Annotated in this window: 9 protein-coding genes; 8 read left to right on the top strand and 1 reads right to left on the bottom strand. The window is 69.9% G+C overall.

From position 1 onward, the window contains the following. Positions 1–2 precede the first annotated feature (2 nt). From bcsQ to VSR71_RS06505, 6 genes are all read left to right on the top strand, one after another. A complete protein-coding gene (bcsQ, locus tag VSR71_RS06530) occupies positions 3–797 on the top strand; it encodes a cellulose biosynthesis protein BcsQ (RefSeq protein ID WP_342913094.1) in 795 nt (264 codons plus the stop codon). Next, positions 797–2,995: a UDP-forming cellulose synthase catalytic subunit gene (gene bcsA, locus VSR71_RS06525; RefSeq protein ID WP_342913093.1), complete on the top strand. Its 2,199-nt coding sequence runs from the start codon at positions 797–799 to the stop codon at positions 2,993–2,995. The genes bcsQ and bcsA overlap by 1 nt, the downstream gene beginning before the upstream one ends. Positions 2,996–3,102: 107 nt before the next feature. Further along, complete coding sequence (bcsB, locus tag VSR71_RS06520; protein WP_342913092.1) at positions 3,103–5,424, top strand: cellulose biosynthesis cyclic di-GMP-binding regulatory protein BcsB; 2,322 nt, start codon at positions 3,103–3,105, stop codon at positions 5,422–5,424. Beyond that, complete coding sequence (bcsZ, locus tag VSR71_RS06515; protein WP_342913091.1) at positions 5,421–6,653, top strand: cellulose synthase complex periplasmic endoglucanase BcsZ; 1,233 nt, start codon at positions 5,421–5,423, stop codon at positions 6,651–6,653. The genes bcsB and bcsZ overlap by 4 nt, the downstream gene beginning before the upstream one ends. Beyond that, positions 6,638–10,906 carry a cellulose biosynthesis protein BcsC gene (locus VSR71_RS06510; RefSeq protein WP_342913090.1) on the top strand — a complete coding sequence of 1,423 codons (4,269 nt, stop codon included), beginning with the start codon at positions 6,638–6,640 and terminating at the stop codon, positions 10,904–10,906. Before bcsZ ends, VSR71_RS06510 begins: the two co-directional genes overlap by 16 nt. 128 nt (positions 10,907–11,034) lie before the next feature. Next, complete coding sequence (locus VSR71_RS06505; RefSeq protein WP_342913089.1) at positions 11,035–13,128, top strand: bifunctional diguanylate cyclase/phosphodiesterase; 2,094 nt, start codon at positions 11,035–11,037, stop codon at positions 13,126–13,128. Between the two features lie 10 nt (positions 13,129–13,138). Here VSR71_RS06505 and VSR71_RS06500 read toward each other — a convergent pair whose 3' ends face one another. Further along, on the bottom strand, positions 13,139–15,160 hold the full coding sequence (locus VSR71_RS06500) for a transcriptional regulator (protein WP_342913088.1): 2,022 nt from the start codon (positions 15,158–15,160) through the stop codon (positions 13,139–13,141). Between the two features lie 93 nt (positions 15,161–15,253). Between VSR71_RS06500 and VSR71_RS06495 the strand changes: the two genes are divergently transcribed. Together VSR71_RS06495 and VSR71_RS06490 are read left to right on the top strand one after the other, a co-directional pair. Beyond that, a complete protein-coding gene (locus VSR71_RS06495) occupies positions 15,254–16,495 on the top strand; it encodes an MFS transporter (protein WP_342913087.1) in 1,242 nt (413 codons plus the stop codon). 18 nt (positions 16,496–16,513) lie between these two features. Next, the gene (locus VSR71_RS06490; RefSeq protein WP_342913086.1) at positions 16,514–17,344 is read left to right on the top strand and encodes an alpha/beta fold hydrolase; all 831 of its coding nucleotides are present in this window, start codon (positions 16,514–16,516) and stop codon (positions 17,342–17,344) included. Positions 17,345–17,360: the final 16 nt, after the last annotated feature.

Below are 17,360 nucleotides of genomic sequence, written 5' to 3'. Positions count from 1 at the left end.
CCGTGAAAATCGTAGCCGTTGTCTCCGCCAAGGGCGGAGTTGGGAAAACCACCTTGTCGGCCACGCTTGCCGATACGCTGGCGCAGGCCGGCAACCGTGTCCTCGCCATCGACCTCGATCCGCAGAATGCGCTGCGCCTGCACTTTGGCATGCCGGTGCAGGATGTCGCCGGCCATGCCCGCGCCACGCTCGCCGGCGAGCGCTGGCTGGAAAGCATCTGGCCGGGCGGACGCGCCCTGGTGATGCCGTTCGGCGGCCTCAACGAGACCGATCGCGCCGCCTTCGAGCAGCACCTGGCCACGCATCCGAACTGGCTGCGCACACAGCTGGACGCGCTCGGGCTGGCCGAGGACGACATCGTCGTCATCGACACGCCGCCCGGCCCGTCGCCGTACATGCGCCAGGCACTGTCGTGCGCGCACGTCTGCCTGGTGGTGACGCTGCCGGATGCTGCGTCGTATGCCACCCTGCCGCTGATGGACGACCTGATCCGTACCTACTGCGAGCGCCGCCCCGGCTTTCTCGGCCACGCCCTCGTCATCAACCAGGTCGACATGGCGCGCCAGCTGGGCAAGGACGTGGTCCAGGTCCTGCGCAACCAGCTGGGCGAGCGGGTCCTCGGCGTCATCCACCAGGACCAGGCCGTCCCGGAAGCGCTGGCGCACGACAGCACCGTCGTCGAGCGCAGCCCGCACAGCCAGGCCGGGCAGGATATCCGCCGCTGCGCCACCTGGCTGCGCGGCAGATTGCAGGCTACCCGGGCTACCCCTCAAGCCATTCTCCCAGAGCACGCCTGATGACTTCGCCGAAGCCCTCCAGGCCTGCCCGGGCACCGGCGTCGCCGAAGAGCGGCCTGGCTCAACGGCTGCTGGACCTGCCGTTCGACAACGCCGCCGGCCGCACGGCCGGGCTGCTGCTCGGCCTGCTGCTGTTTGCGATCGTCGTGACCGTGCCGCTGGATTTCTGGCAGCAGGTCGGATTCGCCGTGGCCTGCTACCTGATGGCCGTATGGCTTTCCCGGACCAAGGGCCACCTCGCGACGCTGATGATGGTGATCCTGTCGCTGGCCGCCACCAGCCGCTACATGTACTGGCGCGTGACGGAGACCACGGCCTTCGAGTCCTGGATCGACATGGCCTTCGGTGCCGGGCTGCTGGCGGCCGAGGCCTATGCCTTCGTGGTGCTGGTGCTCGGCTACTTCCAGACCGCATGGCCGCTGCAGCGCAAGCCGCTGCCGATGCCGCGGGACCTGGCCGAGTGGCCGACCGTGGACATCTTCATCCCGACCTACAACGAGCCGCTGTCGGTGGTGAAGCCTACGGTCTTCGCGGCGATGTCGCTCGACTGGCCGCGCGACAAGATCAACGTCTACGTGCTGGACGATGGCCGCCGCGAGGAATTCCGCGCCTTCTGCGAGAAGGTCGGCGTCACGCACCTGACGCGCGACAACAACCGCCATGCCAAGGCGGGCAACATCAATGCGGCGCTGACGCAGACCAGCGGCGAGTATGTCGCGATCTTCGATTGCGACCACATCCCGACGCGCTCCTTCCTGCAGCTTTGCATGGGCTGGTTCCTGAAGGACCGCAAGCTGGCCATGCTGCAGACGCCGCACTATTTCTTCTCGCCCGACCCGTTCGAGAAGAACCTGCGCACGTTCCAGGACGTGCCCAACGAGGGCGAGCTGTTCTACGGGCTGGTGCAGGACGGCAACGATTTCTGGGACGCCACGTTTTTCTGCGGCTCGTGCGCGATCATCCGGCGTGCGCCGCTGCTGGAGGTTGGCGGCATCGCGGTCGAGACCGTGACCGAGGACGCCCACACCGCGCTGAAGCTGCACCGGCTGAAGTACAGCACCGCCTACCTGGCCATCCCGCAGGCCGCGGGGCTGGCAACGGAAAGCCTGTCCGGCCACGTGGGCCAGCGCATCCGCTGGGCGCGTGGCATGGCGCAGATCTGCCGCATCGACAATCCGCTGCTCGGGCCCGGCCTGTCGCTGCCGCAGCGGCTGTGCTACCTGAACGCGATGCTGCATTTCTTCTACGGGCTGCCGCGGCTGGTATTCCTGACGGCACCGCTGGCGTACCTGCTGTTCGGCGCGCACGTGATCAATGCGCAGGCGCTGAGCATCGCCATCTTTGCGCTGCCGCACCTGCTGCACGCCAACATGACCAACTCGCGCATCCAGGGCCGCTTCCGGCATTCGTTCTGGAACGAGGTCTACGAGTCAGTGCTCGCGTGGTACATCATGCGCCCGACACTGGTCGCCTTTATCAACCCGGCGGCGGGCAAGTTCAACGTGACGCCCAAGGGCGGCGTGATCGAGGAGGCGTACTTCGACTGGATCATCTCGCGTCCCTACCTGATCCTGCTGGTATTCAACCTGCTGGGCTTCGGCCTGGGCATCTGGCAACTCGCGGCGGGCAGCCATGGCATGCCCGATGAAACGATCACGGTGATCCTGAACCTGCTCTGGACCGCCTACAACCTGATCATCATCGGCGCATCCATTGCCGTGGCAAGCGAGACGCGGCAGGTGCGCGAGGCGCACCGCGTCGCCATGAAGCTGCCCGCGACGCTGCGCTTCGACGACGGCCGCGCCGTGGTCTGCGAAACCGTGGACTTTGCCGAGCGCGGCATCGGCATCCGGCTGCCCCAGGGCGTGGTGGCGCGTGTCGGCGAACGGGTCGGGGTGTCGCTTTACCTCCAGAACGCCGAGCACGTGTTCCCGGCCCAGGTGGTCTTCCAGGGCCAGAACCATACCGGCCTGCGCCTGGAGCAGATGGCGCCGGCGCAGGAAATGGCTTTCATCCAGTGCACCTTCTCCCGTGCCGACGCGTGGCTCGACTCGTGGGGCGGCAAGCGGCACGACGCGCCGCGGCTGGCGCTGCGCCAGATCATGCAGATCGGCCTGCTCGGCTTCCGCAACGTGACCTTCCACCTGGGCCGCGAGCTGCGCAAGCTGATGCGGCGCGGACAGGCGGCACGCACCTGAACTCCTGCCCCGCGATCCCCGACTTCATCGATTGCACCGGCGCCGTATGACCCTGCCGGCCGCATCCGGTCCCATACCCAACCTGGCACAAGGAACTCGCCTCAATCATGACGCCGCCCACTCCGGTCCGCACCCTGCTCGTCCGTTGCGTCATTCCCCTGCTCGCGGCCAGCGCGGGCGCTGCAGCTCAGGCGCAGCCGCGCGCGCCGCAGGACCTTGCCGCCCTGCCTGCCACGACCTCTGCCACGGCCACTGCCGCCGGTTCCGGCGTTTCCGCTGCGCGCCCTGCCAGCCGCGTGGTGTCGATGACGCTGAAGCAGCTCGGTGCGGACCTGCCGTTCCAGCTGCGCGGCGTGGACGGGATCAACGGCGTGCCCTTTTCCGTCCGCGCGGACGAGGTCGTCACCGGTGCCCGGCTGAAGCTGCGCTACAGCTACTCTCCCGCGCTGCTGCCGCAGATCTCGCACATCAACGTGCTGGTCAACGGCGAGGTCGCGCAGAGCGTGCCCGTGCCGCGCGACACGGCCGGCAGCAACCTGGAGAAGGAACTGGCGCTGGAGCCGCGGCTGATCACCGAATTCAACCGGCTCAACCTGCAGCTGATCGGGCACTACACCACCGACTGCGAAGACCCGTTCCATTCGAGCCTGTGGGCTACCGTCAGCAACAGCAGCGTGCTGGAGCTCACGGTCATGCCGGTGGCGCTGGCCAATGACCTGGCGCTGTTGCCGCTGCCCTTCTTCGACCGCCGCGACGTGCGGCGCCTGAAACTGCCGTTCGTGTTCGCCGGCTCGCCGTCGCCGGCGGCACTGGAAGCGGCGGGCGCGGTGTCGTCGTGGTTCGGCGGGCTGGCGGGCTACCGCGGGGCCACCTTCCCGGTGTCGCTCAACCAGGTCCCGGCCGGCGGCAATGCCGTCGTGTTCGCCACGCAGCAGGAACGTCCGGCCGGCATCGAACTGCCGCGGCTCGATGGCCCGACGCTGTCGATCGTGCCGCATCCCAATGACCCCGGCAGCAAGCTGCTGCTGGTGCTGGGCCGCGACAGCGCCGAACTGAAGACCGCCGCGCGCGCACTGGTGCTGGGGGCCAAAGCCTTGTCGGGTCCGCGCGCCACCATCACGAGCCTGGAAGCCGTGGCGCCGCGCCAGCCCTACGATGCCCCGAACTGGCTGCGCAGCGACCGCCCGGTGCGTTTCGGCGAGCTGATGCCGGTGGAGCAGCTCAACGTATCCGGCTACCAGCCGGACCTGGTACGCGTGAACTTCCGCGTGCCGCCCGACCTGTTCGGCTGGCGCTCGCGCGGCATCCCGATCGACCTGCGCTATCGCTACACGCCGCGCCCGACGACCGACAAGTCGACGCTGAACGTCAACGTCAACCGCCAGTTCCTGCGCGCGTACACGCTGCGCTCGCTCAAGGACGGCGAAGGCAAGGCATCCGAGCTGGTCGCGAGCGTGCTGCCCGATGGCTCGGTGCCGGCGCGCCACACGCTGCACCTGCCGCTGTTCATGCTGCCGGCGCAGTCGCAGCTGCAGTTCCATTACTACTACGACTACCTCAAGCAAGGGGCCTGCAAGGACGTGCTGGTCGACAACGTGAAGGGCGCCATCGACCCGGATTCGACCATCGACATCTCCGGCCTGCCGCACTTTATCGCCCTGCCCGACCTGGCCGCCTTCGGCAACAGCGGTTTTCCGTTCACGCGCCTGGCCGACCTGTCGGAAACGGCGGTGGTGCTGCCGGCAACGCCTACCGCGGAGGACTATTCGACCTACCTGACGATGATGGGCCGCATGGGCGAGTCGACCGGGTACCCGGCGACCGGCGTCAGGATCGCCGCGCCTGCGGACGTCGGGCAGGTGGCCGACCGCGACCTGCTGGTGATCGGCACCGCGCAGAGCCAGCCGCTGCTGGCGCAATGGGCGGACCAGATGCCGGTATCGCTGGCCGGCGCGGGCAAGCGCTTCACGCTGACGGGAGTCTATGACAGCGTCATGGGCTGGTGGAACGGTGCCGACGGCAATCGCAACCGCCCGGTCGAAGCGAACCTGTCGATCAACAGCCCCGGCACCGATGCGGCACTGGCCGGCTTCGAGTCGCCGCTGGCCGCCGGCCGCAGCGTGGTCGCCATTACCAGCAACACGCCGGGCGGCCTGCATGCCGTCGCCGACACCCTGCTGGACGTGGAGCGCCTGCCGCTGGTACAGGGCAGCCTGGTGCTGGTACGCGGCAACTCGGTCGACAGCCTCGCGGCACAGCAGAACTACTACGTCGGCAAGCTGAATCCCTGGACCTATGCGCACTGGTGGCTGTCGCAGCGGCCGTACGCGATGGTGTTGATGCTGGCGCTGGCCACGCCGCTGCTTGCCGCCGTGCTGTTCCTGATGCTGCGCCATCGCGCCAAGCGGCGCAAGGCAGGCCAGGCATGACCCCGGTCCGACCCGACGCGCGCCGCCGCGCGCTGCTCGGCGCCGGCGCCATCGGCACGCTGGGCGCCGTTGCCGGCGCGTTGCCGGCCGTCGCGGCAGCGGTCGCCGCCACGCCGGCGCGTACCGCCTGTCCGTGGCCGCTCTACGAACAGTTCCTCAGCCGCTTCATGCAGGCCGACGGACGCGTCATCGATCCGTCCGTGCGCGAGCAGCACAGCACCTCCGAAGGCCAGTCCTACGCCATGGTGTTCGCGCTGATCGCCAACGACCGCGCCACCTTCGACAAGGCATGGCAATGGAGTGTGGCCAACCTTGGCGGCGGCAATCTCGCCGACAAGCTGCCCGCCTGGCGCTGGGGCAAGCGCGACGACGGTTCCTGGGGCGTCATGGATGCCAACCCGGCGTCGGATGCCGACCTCTGGTACGCGTATGCGCTCGCCGAAGCCGCGCGCGCCTGGAAGTCGCCCGCGTATGCGCAGGCCGCGCGAGCGCTGCTGCGCCTGGTCGCGAAGCACGAGGTGGTGACGCTGCCCGGTTTCGGGCCCATGCTCCTGCCCGGCCCGCAGGGCTTTGTCCATGACAAGGGCGATGGCGCGCATGTGTGGCGCCTCAACGCCAGCTACCTGCCGGTGCCGCTGCTGCGCCGGCTGGCCACGTTCGATCCTGCCGGGCCGTGGGGCGCGCTGGCGAACCAGGTGCCCGCGATGGTGCAGGCGGTGGCCCCGCGCGGCATCGTGCCGGACTGGTCCGCCTACCAGTCCGGACCGAACCAGCCGGCACGCTGGAGCATCGATCCGGACAAGGGCGATGTCGGCAGCTACGACGCCATCCGCGTCTACCTGTGGGCCGGCCTCACGCCCAGGGCCGACGCCGCGTCGCGCCGGCTGATGCAGGCACTCGCCCCGGTCGCGCAGCTGATGCAAGGCCGGCCGGCGCCGCCGGAAAAAATGCACGCCGCCACTGGTGCGCTCGCAGGCGAAGGCCCGCCCGGCTTCTCGGCCGCGCTGGTGCCGTTCCTGCAGGCTGCCGGCTCGCCGGCGGCTGCGGTACAGCGCACGCGCGCGCAAGGCCTGGGCGACGCGTCGTCCAAAGCCACTTACTACGACACCGTTCTGGGCCTGTTCGGATTCGGGCACGCCGACGGTCACTATCACTTCGTCCCGTCGGGACAACTGGAGCTGCGGTGGTTGCAGGGCAAGAGCGGAGACAAGGCATGCGCACGGCAATGAAGCGGACCCGCGAGTCCTCCCGCCGCCGCATGCGTACGCATGCGCTGGTGCTGGCGCTGCTGGCCGGGGCCATCGCACCCGCCGCGCCCGCCGCGGCGCAGGAAGATCCCGTCAAGGCGCTTGTCGAGCAAGGCAAGTACTGGCAGGCGCGCGGCCGGCCGGACCGGGCGGCCGAGGTGTGGCAGAAGCTGCTGCGCCTGAATCCGGCGCAGCCGGATGCGCTGCATGGCATGGGCGTCGCCGAGCTGGAGGCCGGACGGCCGGATTCGGCGCGCACCTACCTGGATCGCCTGCAGAAGGCGGCGCCGGGCTCCGCGCTGGCCCGGCAGCTGGCCGAACAGATCGCGCGCGGCGGCAGCGCCGGCGCACGGCAGCAGGTCGAACAGGCGCGCCAGCTCGCGCGCAGCGGGCAAACCGAGCAGGCCGTCAAACGCTATGAGGAAGCCGCCGGCGGCAACGTGCCGCAGGGCGACCTGGCGCTCGAGTATTACCAGACGCTGGGCGGCACCGCGCAGGGCTGGGACGCCGCACGGCAGGGGCTGGAGCGCCTGGCGCGCGCCAATCCGGCCGATGCCCGCGCGCAACTGGCCCTGGCGCAGCACCTGACGTACCGCGACAACACGCGCCGGGACGGCATCCGCCAGCTGGAAACCCTGGCCAGCCGCGCCGATGTCGGCAAGGACGCCACCGAAAGCTGGCGCCGCGCGCTGGGCTGGCTCGGCCAGCGCTCCGCGGACGCCCCGCGCTACCAGGCGTGGCTCGCAGCGCATCCCGACGACGCCGCCATTCGCGCCCGGCTGGAAGCCGCGACGCGCCAGCCTGCCACTGCCCGCCAGCCCGACGCGGCGGCCGCCGACGCGATGCGCGGCACGGTGCAGCAGGGCTTTGCGGCACTGAACGCCGGCGACCTGGCAAGTGCCGCCGAGCGCTTCCAGGGCGCACTCGCGCAACAGCCCAACGATCCCGATGCGCTCGGCGGCATGGGCGTCCTGCGGCTGCGGCAGGAACAGTTCGCGGAGGCCGCGGACTACTTCGCGCGCGCTTCGCGCCACGGCGCCGGCAGCCGCTACCGCCAGGCCAGCAACAGCGCCAGCTACTGGTTGCTGGTGCAGCGCGCCGCCGCCCGGCGCGAGGCCGGCAACGCCGCCGAGGCACGCCGCCTGCTCGAGCAGGCGCAAGGCATCGAGCCGAACCAACCTGCTGCGCGGGTGGCGCTGGCCGACCTGCAGGCCGACGCGCGGCAGTATGCCGCCGCCGAGGCGGGCTACCGCCGCGTGCTGCGCGCGCACCCCGAGAGCGCCGCCGCCACGCGCGGACTGGTCGAGGTGCTGCAGGCACAGAACAAGACCACCGAGGCACTGGCGCTGGTCGAGCGCATGACGCCGGCCCAGCGCGGTCAGCTTGCCCCGCTCGGGCGGCTGCGCGCCGACCAGGCCCGCGCCCAGGTGCGCCAGGCCATGCAGCAAGGCGACACGGCCAGCGCGCGCCGCCAGCTTGAAGACGCGATGGCGGCCGACCCGACCAACGCATGGGTGCGCCTGGAGGTCGCGCGCCTGTATATCGCGATGGGCATGAAGGACCAGGCCCGCAGCGTCATGGACAACCTGCTGCTGTCCGTGCCGGGCGATCCCGAAGCGCTGTACGCCAGCGCGCTGGCCGCCGCCGAATCGAATGAATGGCAGCGCGGCCTGGACCTGCTCGAGCGCGTGCCCGCCAACCGGCGCAGCGCCGACATGGGCAAGCTCCAGGGACGCCTGTGGGTCCACGCCGAAGCCGCGCGCGCCAGCGAGCTGGCCGCTGCCGGCCAGCACGCCGCCGCCGTCGGCGCGCTGCAGCAGGCCGAGCGCTTTGCCGGACAGGATGCGGAACTGACCGGGGCGATCGCACAGGGCTACGCGGATGCGGGCGACACCGCGCGGGCACTGTCGCTGATGCGCAATGCGATGCGGCGCGCGGTGGTGCCCGATGCCGGCCTGCAGCTCCAATATGCCGCGGTCTTGCTCAAGGCGCAGCAGGACATGGAACTGGCCGGCCTGTTGCGCCAGCTCGCCGGCGCGGACATGACGCCCGAGCAGCGGCGCGGCTACGACGATATCCGTATCGCCTATATCGTCCGGCAGGCCGACGCACTGACCGCGGCGGGCGATCTCGTTACCGCCTACGACACCCTCGCCACGGCACTTTCCGAGCGCGGCGGCAACCCGGCGGTGCGGGCCAGCCTGGCGCGCATGTACGCGCAGGCCGGCGAGAACGACAAGGCGCTCTCGCTCTATGAAAGCGTGCTGGCCAGGGAGCCGGCCAACCTCGACCTGCGGCTGGCGGCCATCGGTACCGCAACGGCCGCGAAAGAATATGGCTGGGCCGAGCGCGCCCTGCAGCCGGCGCTGAAGCAGGCACCGGATTCCCCGGACGTGCTGACCGCGGCCGGCCGCCTGTACAAGGCACAAGGCAAGAATGCCAGGGCGGCCGAGTACTTCCGCGCCGCGGTCGCTGCCGAAGGCGGCCGCGCGGGCGTTGCCCGCGCCGGTGCGCAGCCCGGCGGCGGCTTCGACCGCGTGCCGGCCAACCCCTTCGTCGGGCTGCCGGGCCAGCGGCAGGCATCGACGCTGCCGCCGGCAGGATCGCCCGCGCCATACCCGGCCGTGCCGGGGATGGCAACGCGGCAGGCCGCCGGCATGGCAGCGGGACAGCCTTATATCCCGCAACCCGCTGGCGCTCCTGCGGTAGCGGCGGCCCAGGCCCCGACGATGGTGCCGGCCTCGTATTACCCCGCGGCTGCCGGTACCGCCAGCACCGCGGCACGCCCCGCCAAGGCAGGACGCGCGCCTGCCGTCGCGGTGCAGCCGCCTCTGCAGCCATATGCGCAGCCCGAAATGGTGGCCGCGCAAGCGTACGCGGCCGGCGTGCCGGCATCGGCCCAGCCACCGCTGGGCGCGCAGTCGCGCCTGCCGTGGCTGGCCGATGCCGACGCGCCATCTGCGCCCGCGGGTCCGAAAACCGCGCTGGAAGAACTGCGCGAGATCGAGCAGCAGCGCACCAGTTCGTTCGCTGGCGGCCCGATGCTGCGCGGCCGCAGCGGCGACTCCGGCATGAGCCAGCTGACCGAACTGCAGGTGGTCGCCGAAGGCAAGGTGCCGGCCGGCGACGGCAAGCTGGTGGCGCGGGTCACGCCGGTGGCGTTGGAAGCGGGCAACGTCGGCACGGACTTCAACAGCGGCAGCCGCTTCGGAACCGGCGTGTTCGGGTGGGCCGTTCCGGGCACAAACCCTCCGCAGGACCTGCTGGGCTTGCCGCTGAATTCGGCCTCTGCCGGCTCACAGAGCGCGTTCGGCGTGGCGCTCGGCATCGCCTACGAGGCAGAGCGCTACGGCTTCGACATCGGCACGACGCCACTGGGCTTCCGCTTCACCGATATCAATACCGGCGGGTACCTGAAACTGCCGCTGACGCAGCGGACCATGCTCGGCCTGTCAGCGTCGCGCCGCCCGGTCACTGACAGCCTGCTGTCCTATGCGGGCGCCCGCGATGCACGCTTCAAACTGGTCGACGTGGAATGGGGCGGTGTCATGGCCAGCGGGGGACGCGCCGAACTCGGCTGGAGCGACGGCTCGTTTGGCATCTACGGCTACGGTGGCTACAGCGTGCTGAAGGGGCACGACGTGGCGAGCAACAACAAGTGGGAGGGCGGCGGCGGCTTCTACATGAAGCTGGTCGACTCGGACACGCAGCGCTTCACCTCGGGCATCAACTTCACGTCGATGGGCTACAGCGAGAACCTGCGCTACTTCACCCTGGGGCACGGCGGCTACTTCAGCCCGCAGACGTACTTTGCGGTCACGGTGCCGCTGGCGCTGGAGGGGCGCAATGGCCGCCTGGCCTACCATGTGCGCGGCGCCCTGGGTGTGCAGTCGTTCCGCGAGGACGATGCCCCCTACTTCCCCACCAACGGCGCGCTCCAGCAATTGGCCAACGCCACGATGCAACTGGCCAACGCCAACAACCTGACCAGCCAGACCTCGGCGGTCTATGCCGGCCAGTCCAAGACCGGCCTGGCCTACAACCTGGTCGGGTCGCTGGAGTACCAGGCGGCACAGCAGCTGTACGTCGGGGGCCTGGTCGGCATCGACAATGCGCGCGACTACCGGCAGTGGTACGCCGGCATGTACGTGCGCTACGCACTGCAGCGCCAGACAGGCCAGGTCGGCTTCCCGCCTTCGCCACCCCGGTCAGCGGTCGGGCCGCTGCCTTTCTGAGGCGCCGAACGATACCGGCGACATTACCGGCGACACCGGCGGCCACGGCCGCCCGGCGGCGCTGATGCCGCGCGGCATTGCGGTCCATTGCCGTCGCCCCTGCATTTTTGCCCCCAAGGCTTCCATTCGTGCTTGTCCATCGCTACGACAACCTTCTTGTGCTCTTCTCCGTGCTGGTGGCGGCGATGGCATCCTATACCGCGCTGACCCTGGCAAGCCGGCTCGCCAACGCGCGCGGCAGCGCGGTCCAGGCCTGGCTTGCGGCAGGCAGCGTGGTGATGGGACTTGGCATCTGGTCGATGCATTTCGTCGGCATGCTCGCATTGCGGCTGCCGATCCCGCTGGGCTACGACCTGCCGTTGACGGCGTATTCGCTGCTGATCGCAGTGGGCGCATCGGGCTTTGCCCTGCGGCTGGTATGCACGGATACCCTGCCATGGCGACGTCTCGCACTGGGCGCGATGCTGATGGGCGGCGCCGTGGCGGGCATGCACTACACCGGCATGGCGGCGATGCGCATGCACCCCGCCATCGACTATGATCCGCTGCTGGTCGCGCTGTCCGTCGTGGTGGCCGTATCGGCATGCGGCGTGGCACTGTGGATGGCGTTCCAGCTTCGCCACCACGGCCGCCACACCACGCAGCTTCGCCTCGGCGCGGCGGTGGTGATGGGCCTGGCGATCGCCGCGATGCACTACATCGGCATGGCAGCCGCGCGCTTTGCGCCCGGCAGCGTCTGCGGGGCCGTGGACAACGGCCTGGCAAGCGACGAGCTGGCGCTGCCGATCCTGGTCATCACCATCTGCGTGCTGGCGGTGGCGCTGATGACGGCCATGCAAGACCTGCGGGTCGAGGCCCGCACCGCGGCGCTGGCCACGTCGCTGGCGGCGGCGCGGCAGGAGCTCGGCTACCTGGCGCTGCACGACAAGCTGACCAGGCTGCCCAACCGCGCGCTGCTGGAAGACCGTTTCGAGCAGGCGCTGCAGGCCGCGGCATGGCGTCGCCGGCGCATGGCGGTGCTGTTCATCAACCTCGATGGCTTCAAGGGCATCAACGATACCTACGGCCACCATGTCGGCGACCATGTGCTTGCCGAAGCGGCGCGGCGCATCGGCGCCAGGCTCGGTGCCGGCGACACCGCCGGCCGGCTCGGCGGCGACGAGATCGTGCTGCTGGCCGCGATCGACGCGCCCGAAGACGCCAATACCCTGGCCCTGCGCATCCTCGACGACCTGCGCGAACCGGTTCAGGTCTGGGGCGCCGGCGGCAAGTCCCTGCAGATCTCCGCCAGCATCGGCATCGCCATCTATCCGGACGACGGCAGCGCGCAGCGCACGCTGCTGCGCAATGCCGACGCGGCGATGCATCACGCCAAGGCATCCGGCCGCGACAGCTGCTGCTTCTTCACGCACGCCATGAAGGACGACGCGCAGGCGCGGCTGGAGCTGGCACAGGACCTGCGCCTGGCGCTGAAGCGCAACGAATTCGAGCTGCACTACCAGCCGAAAATCGCGGCCTCCGACGGCAGCGTGGTGGGCGCCGAGGCGCTGTTGCGCTGGCGGCATCCCAGGCAAGGCTTGCTGACGCCCGACCAGTTCATCGGGCTGGCGGAAAAGAGCGGCCTGATCCTGCAGATCGGCGCGTGGGCGCTGGACGAGGCCTGCGCGCAACTCGCCCGCTGGCATGCCGCGGGAAGCAGCCAGTGGACCATCGCGGTGAACGTGAGCGGCGTGCAGTTCGGCCACCCTGCGCTGATCGGCACGGTGCGCGCCGCGATCGAGCGGCACCGGCTCGACCCGCGCGCGCTGACGGTCGAAGTCACCGAGTCGACGGCAATGCGGGACATGGAGAGCAGCCTGGCGATCCTGCGCCAGCTCGACGAAATGGGGGTGCGCATTGCCATCGACGACTTCGGCACGGGGCACTCCAGCCTGCTCTATCTGAAGCGCATGCCGGCCAGGGAACTGAAGATCGACCGCGACTTCGTGCGCGACCTCGGGCGCGACAGCGAGGATACCGCCATTGTTGCCGCCATCATCGCGCTCGGCCGCACCCTCAGCCTGACCATCGTCGCCGAGGGCATAGAGACCGCCGCGCAGCAAGCCACGCTGACCCGGCTCGGCTGCGATGTCTTGCAGGGCTACCTGATCGGCGCGCCGGTGCCGGCGGAGGCCTTTGCGGCGACGATGGCAGCGAGGGAGCGCACCCGGGTCGTTTCGTGACCCCAGGCCTTCACCGGAACCCGATGCGCCGCGCCCCTTCCCGGAACAGCGCCTCCCCGTCGGCATCGAACGGGAACGTCAGCAGGAAGTCCTCGAGCGTATAGCGCGGCGCGACCTTGTAGATCGCCGCGGCCTGGGCCCGCGCCTGCTCCAGCGAGTCGGCCAGCGCCAGCGCGCAGGCGGCGATGGCGTGGATATGCGGAAACGCATTGGGCCGCGCGGCGGCCTTGACCGCCCAGCCGGCGGCTTCCTCGAACTGCCCGAGCCGGACCAGTGCCATCGCCCGCGTGGCCAGCATGCCGAACAGCATCGGGTCGAACGGACTCAACTGGCGCGACAGGTCCGATGCATCGATGGCCGCCTGCGGGTCGCCGGAGATCGAGCGGACGAACGACAGGTTGTAGTGCCCCAGCGCGAAGTTGGGGCTCAGGTCGATGGATTGCTCCAGCTCGCCGACGGACTCTTCGGGACGGCCCCGCAGCCACAGCGCGCGCCCCATCGCCCAGTGCACCGCGGGGTCGCGGTCATCCGCCATCATGCCCTGCACCGCGGCTTCGTAGGCCTTGTCGATTTCCGGTCCGCGCTTCTCCCAGTTCTGGAACGCGTCCTGGAAGTGGGTGAAGGACAGGCCGGCGTAGGCGCGCGAGAAGGTGGGATCGAGCCGCAGCGCCGTCTGGAAGAATTGCCGGGCCATCTCGTTGTCGGCCCGGCGATACCGGTACATGTGCCACAGGCCGCAATGGTAGGCTTCCCATGCATCGAGCGAACCCGGTGGCTTCAGGATGGCGCGGTTGCGCTCCAGCGTCTCGATCTCGCCGGCGATGGAGGCGACGATGCGGTTGCCGACTTCTTCCAGCACAAGGAAGGCGTCGTCCGGCTTGTGGTGGAAGGTGTCCGCCCAGACGATCCGGGCGCTGCGTGTCTCGGCCAGTTCGACGGTCACGGTCAGGCGCCCTTCGCGCGTGCTGACGGTGCCGCCCACGACGTAGTCGACATTCAGCGTCCGGCCTGCTGCTTCCGCGCCGACGTGGCGCTCATGCAGCGCGAACACGGTCCCCTGCGCGATGACAAACAGGCTGCGCAGCTTGGCCAGCCGCGTGATGATGTCGTGCGCCAGTGCATCGGCGGCGCCGCCGCGCGCCGGCGCCGCGGTGGACGGGTCGACGAAGGGCATCACCGCGATGGAGCCGTGCCGGGGAGTTGCCGGTGCGGCGTCGGCGGCTGCTGCAGCGCTGGCGACAACGACAGCGCTGGCGACCATGGCGCGGCCCGCTGCCGCGGTCAGCGGCGCGGCCATGGCCGCGCGCCAGGCATCGCGGATCGGCCGGCTGTCCAGCCCTTCGGCCTCGAACAGCGTGGTGGTCGCGGCGACATGCTCTTCCCCTTCGCGCAGGCGGCCCTGGCGGGCGAGCGCGGCCAGGATGGTTGCGTGCACCCGCTGGTCGAATGGCGCCAGCTCGCGCCACTTGTCCAGGTAGCCGAACGTCTCTTCGTCGGCAGCGCCCTGCGCGAGCTGTTCCAGCAGCGCGGCGTGGCAGGCCCGGAAGCGCCTTCGTTGCGCGGTGAGCCATGTGCTGAACGCCGGGCAGCGGGCCAGTTCGAGGCCCTCCAGGAAATCCCCTTCGAACAGCATCGCCAGGGCCTGCTGCCGCTGCGGCGCGAGGGCCGTGACGCCAGCCTCGATGGCTTGTGCCACTGCCAGCGCATCGACAAACCCGTCCGCCAGGTCCAGCCAGATGGTGTCCCCGCTGGTGCGCAGCCGCTGCCGTGCTTCGGAATCGACGAGCTTGCGGATCCGGCTCAGGCACCAGCGCAATTCGCCACGTGGATCGTTGGGCACCTCCCATAGCAGTTCGCAGAGCTGGCTGCGCAACACCGGCCGCGGCGCAAGCGCCAGGTACGCGAGCAGCGCGCGGACTTTCCGCGACGCCGGCAGCGACAGCTCGACGCCCTGCTGCCGGACACGAAGCGGCCCAAGCATCTGGATCTGCACAGGCGGGATGCCGGCCTGGGGCGTCAGGTTCGATTCCACGGCAATTTCCACGCCGGCTACCACGCCACCTTCCACGCGCGCGGCAAAAGATCGGGACCGGAACGACCTGGAGACAGGAAAGGAGACAGGATCATGGACACCCCCGTGCATGTGCGCGACCGCGGTCATCTCACCATCGCGCTCGCGGCCGGAGCGGTCTTCGCGCTGGGGCTCGGCCTGCGCCAGTCGCTGCCGCTCTTCATCAGCTTACTCAACTCTCATACCGGCATCGGCTATGCCACCGTCAGCCTGGCCTTTGGCGTGTCGCAGCTGATGTGGGGCGTGGCGCAACCGGTGGCCGGCGCGATCGCGGACCGCTGGGGGCCGCGCCCGGTAATGATCGCCGGTGCCACGCTGTTTTCTGCCGCGGTCGCGGCCACGCCGGCCGCGGACAATGCCATCGCGCTGATGCTGCTGATCGGGGTGGCCGCCGCTGCCGGCTCCGGCGCGATCGGGCCGGCCGTGCTGATGTCGGCGGCGAACCGGCTGATCCCCGAGGCACACCGCGCCCTGGCGAGCGGCATTGTCAACGCGGGCGGCTCGGTGGGCCAGTTCGCGATCCTGCCCCTGACCCAGTTGCTGATCGGCACCGCGGGCTGGCAGCCGGCCCTGGTGTTGCTGGGCGCGGCGGGACTGGCCGCGATCCCGGCAATCCGCGTCATCACCCGCGCGGCGCCCGCGCGCGGTAGCGCCCACGCCGGCATCCCGGGCGGCGGGACGGTGGGCGCCGCACTGCGCGGCGCGTTGCGCGATCCCAGCTTCCTGCTGCTCAACGCCGGCTTCTTCGCCTGTGGCTTCCACATTGCATTCATTTCCACGCACCTGCCCGGCGTGGTCGCGCTATGTGGAATGCCCGCCACAGTCAGCGCGTGGTCGCTGTCGCTGATCGGCCTGTGCAACATCCTGGGGAGCCTGTTCATCGGCAAGGCCATCCAGACCGTGTCGATGAAATACGCGCTGACCGCCCTTTACTTCGCACGCGCGCTGTTGATCCTGGCGTTCTACATGGCGCCGAAGACGCCGGTGACCATTGCTCTGTTCGCCGCCGGACTCGGCTTCACGTACCTGTCGACCGTGCCGCCGACCATCGGCCTGGTCGCGAGGCTGCACGGCGCCCGTTATCTGGCCACGCTGTTCGGCGTCGTCATGCTGTCGCACCAGCTTGGCGGATTCCTGGGCGCCTGGCTTGGTGGCAAGGCCTTCGAGATGACCGGCGGCTACGACTGGATGTGGCTGGCCGATATCGCGCTTTGCCTGCTTGCCGCCACGCTGCACCTGCCGATCCGCGAGGCACGCCCGCTGCCGCTCGCCGCCGCGCAGGTCCAACCCACCTGAGAACCTGAGGAGACTGTCATGCGTTCATTCCACTCGGCATCCCTGCCTGTGCCCTCCCAGACCTTTTTCCGCGAGGCGGGAGCCGGACCCGGCGTGGTCTGCATCCATGCCAATGCCGGCACTTCCGGACAATGGCGCGCGCTGATGGAACATCTCGCACCGGGCTTCCACGTCCTGGCGCCCGATTCCTATGACGCGGGCCAGGGTCCGCACTGGCCGTCGGACCTGGTCATTTCGCTGCGCGACGAGGTGGCGCTGATCGAGCCGGTGCTTGGCAAGGCTGGCCCATCGCCGGCCCTGGTGGGGCATTCGTATGGCGCCGCGGTGGCCCTGGTTGCCGCGCTGGCGCAACCCGGACGCGTGAGCGCGCTCGTGCTGTACGAGCCCACGCTGTTCTCGCTGGTCGATGCGCAACAGCCCGCGCCGAATGACGCCGATGACATTCGCGATACCGTCGCCGCCGCGGCGGCCGCGCTCGACGCTGGCGACGAAGATTCCGCTGCGGAGCACTTTATCGACTACTGGATGGGAGCGGGAGCGTGGCGGCAGATGCCCGCGCAACGCAAGCCACCGATTGCCGCCTCGGTGAAGAATGTCCGCCGGTGGTCGCACGCGCTGTTCACGGAGCCCACGCCGCTGCAGGCATTCCGGTCGCTTGACGTGCCGGTGCTCTACCTCGCCGGCAAGCGCTCGACGCCTTCGGCGCATGCCGTGGCGCGGCTGCTGACGGCGGCGTTGCCGCGGGTGGAAGTGGTGGAATTCGCCCAGCTCGGGCATATGGGCCCGTTGACGCATCCGGAGACAGTCAACCCGGTGATCGCGGAGTTCCTTGCACGCCACCGGCGATGAGCCGCGTCCGCGCCTC

The organism is Cupriavidus oxalaticus, assembly GCF_038900635.1.
In the GTDB taxonomy this organism is placed as follows: domain Bacteria; phylum Pseudomonadota; class Gammaproteobacteria; order Burkholderiales; family Burkholderiaceae; genus Cupriavidus; species Cupriavidus oxalaticus_B.
The sequence above is the reverse complement of the archived record's forward strand: the minus strand, read 5'-3'. Positions and strand labels throughout refer to the sequence as shown.